Source organism: Bowdeniella nasicola, assembly GCF_001907295.1.
Classification (GTDB): domain Bacteria; phylum Actinomycetota; class Actinomycetes; order Actinomycetales; family Actinomycetaceae; genus Bowdeniella; species Bowdeniella nasicola.
Window position 1 is genome coordinate 1 of sequence record NZ_MQVR01000142.1, and the last position, 2,275, is coordinate 2,275.

Annotated in this window: 3 protein-coding genes; all 3 read right to left on the reverse strand. The window is 59.5% G+C overall.

All coding sequences use genetic code 11. From position 1 onward, the window contains the following. Positions 1–67: 67 nt before the first annotated feature. Positions 68–706, reverse strand: a complete 639-nt coding sequence (locus tag BSZ39_RS12640) for a phage tail spike protein (protein ID WP_245792532.1) — start codon at positions 704–706, stop codon at positions 68–70. Positions 707–777: 71 nt separating this feature from the next. Continuing rightward, positions 778–1,470: a hypothetical protein gene (locus tag BSZ39_RS12645; protein WP_073717655.1), complete on the reverse strand. Its 693-nt coding sequence runs from the start codon at positions 1,468–1,470 to the stop codon at positions 778–780. Between the two features lie 2 nt (positions 1,471–1,472). Further along, positions 1,473–2,275: phage tail protein (locus BSZ39_RS12650; protein WP_425425696.1), on the reverse strand; the 803-nt coding region annotated here is incomplete at its 5' end.

Here is a 2,275-nt window from a genome sequence, read left to right on the forward strand (position 1 = left end):
ACGACCATGACCGATACCGACACGCCCGCACTAGCAAGCTAAAACCCCAAACGAGAGGAAAACGCCGTTACACCACTACAAGGGACTTGACCAAATCAATGTATGACTCAAACCCAGTGAGGTTCTTCCGATCACGGATGACAACGCCTGTATTTCGCCCACGCCGAGCGGAGTGATGGATATGGAAATTATCGCGGGCCAGTTCGCCGCCCCAACGCGAGATGAGTGTGTTGTCCTCGCCCGCATCCATGAGAGCGGCGGCGATGGGCATGCGCACCATCCGCGCCGAGGATCGCGTCACCGTATCCGATGAGGTAGCAGTAAACCCGTGCTTCGTGTTCGCCGCCCCAAGGATCTGCGTCAGTGCGCCTTTCGCGGTTTTGTTGACCACGTAGGTGTCGGCGATGAGGTTCGCGGCCAAATCATAGAAGACATGAAACGCCGTCACTTCGAGCATTCCTTCGAGGGTGGTGACGACCTCGCTGATCCGGAACCCCTGCCGTTGCTCCAGCCCTGGCACGGGCGCTGCCACAATGTTCTCCAGGATGAGGTGCGTGGCTGCAGATCCATCTGCTGGGTAGGTGAAGGTCAGGGAGAATTCGCCGCCTAGTTCTTCCGTCACGATCGGGTTGATGATCTCCCGATCCAAGACTCCTAGCCCGGTGGCGGTGAATGTCGTGGCGGTGCGGTCGTGAATCGTAATCATGAGGAGCCTTCCAAACAGCATGAAGGCCGCCCACCACAGGACGGCCAGAAACAATTGAGCGAACGGGGTGGTTAGGGGTTGCGCCAGTTCGGCACAATCTCGATCTTCGAGATTCCGGTACCGAGCGTGATCCGATTGACCCCAGGCTTCAAGGTTGGGAATGCTTCGGTGAGCGCATCCGCCTGCACGCGACCAGATACGTGTGCGATGAGGCGTTCGCTGTCGAGCGTGACGGAGCCTGCTGGCGAATTCACGTGATAGACGCGCGCATTGATCGTCAAAGACAACGCTCCGGTGCCAGTGACCGTGATGATCGAATCTGCATCGAGTAGGCCGGGGTTCGTGATCGTCCCCGACTCCGACATCATTACGGGCTTCAAGCCCTCGGTCAGGTAAGCGAAGGGTTGGCAGGTCAGGCGCGCAGTGAAGAAACCCCACCCCGACAACTCCCTCCGAAGTTCACCAACTTCGCAGTGCTTAACCTTGCGGTAAATACCAGGCTCGGCCGTGAGTGCAATGGCCTGGGCATTGGTGAGCTCGTGAGTGGCCCGCCGGTACTGGTGAAGCCCGTCACGGATAGACACGGCGAGCTCAAGCTCGAGTTCGGTGTCCTCCCAGCCCGTGAACCTGGTCAGGGTCCCGGCTCGGCCTTCGACCTCAATATCATCCACCGCACGGACGGCTGCAGGAATAGCCACCGGTGCCGTGAGTCGCAGACCAAGCGACGTAGAGGGCACCGCGCTGTTCAGGGTGAAGCCAAACATGATCAGTAGCCTCCTGCCATCACGGCCTGCCGCCGATTAAGACGAGCAAGTTGCTTGTCGAGAGCGGGTGCGAGTTTGCCGACCAGCGTCCCATCCGAGAGCGTCACACTGATGTCGAGCGAGCCGAGGATCCGCTTCGCAGTCGCATCCACGATCCCAGCGACATCCACACGCTCGTCAGAGACGTCGCTGATCCGCTGAGATACAGTCACGGGCTGTGGGGTGAGGTCAACGGCAGGTACCTGCAGGTCAGCGACCGCCTCGATCGGGATGCTCAGCCCGTCTTCGAGATCGGCAAAGGCATCCATCGTGTCCCTAGCCAAACCAGTAGCTGCGGTGACGGCTTTGTTGCCATCGGTTTTGATCGAGCCGGCGAGGCCTTCGACGAGCATCCGTCCTGCCCACGCCATCTTGCGAGACGGTGAGTGGATGCCGAAGAAACCGGTGATGGAGTCCCAAATCCCGCTTGCCCAGTTCGAGACCGAATCCCACAGCCATCCAGCCAAGCCTTGGATACCGTTCCACAGGCCGTAGACGAGGTTCTTACCCGCTTCAGCCATCGCCGAAACACCCTGACCAATAGCAGACACAATCCCAGAAATAATCGATGGGATTGCTGCGACGATCGTGGAAATAATCTGGGGCAACGCCCGCACGAGTGCCGTGAGGAGTTGGATTCCTGCTTGGACGAGTTGCGGAATCGCCCCACCAATCGGGCTCTTGGGACCTGAGCGTGGGGTGATGGGTTCGAGGGTGGGCGTGTCGGGAGTGCGATAGGGATCGAGGCCCTCAAGAATCGGGGTTA

Coding starts and splice junctions, on each gene's coding strand:
- BSZ39_RS12640 (WP_245792532.1), bottom strand. CDS start 706: ATGATTACGATTCACGACCGCACCGCCACGACATTCACCGCCACCGGG.
- BSZ39_RS12645 (WP_073717655.1), bottom strand. CDS start 1,470: ATGTTTGGCTTCACCCTGAACAGCGCGGTGCCCTCTACGTCGCTTGGT.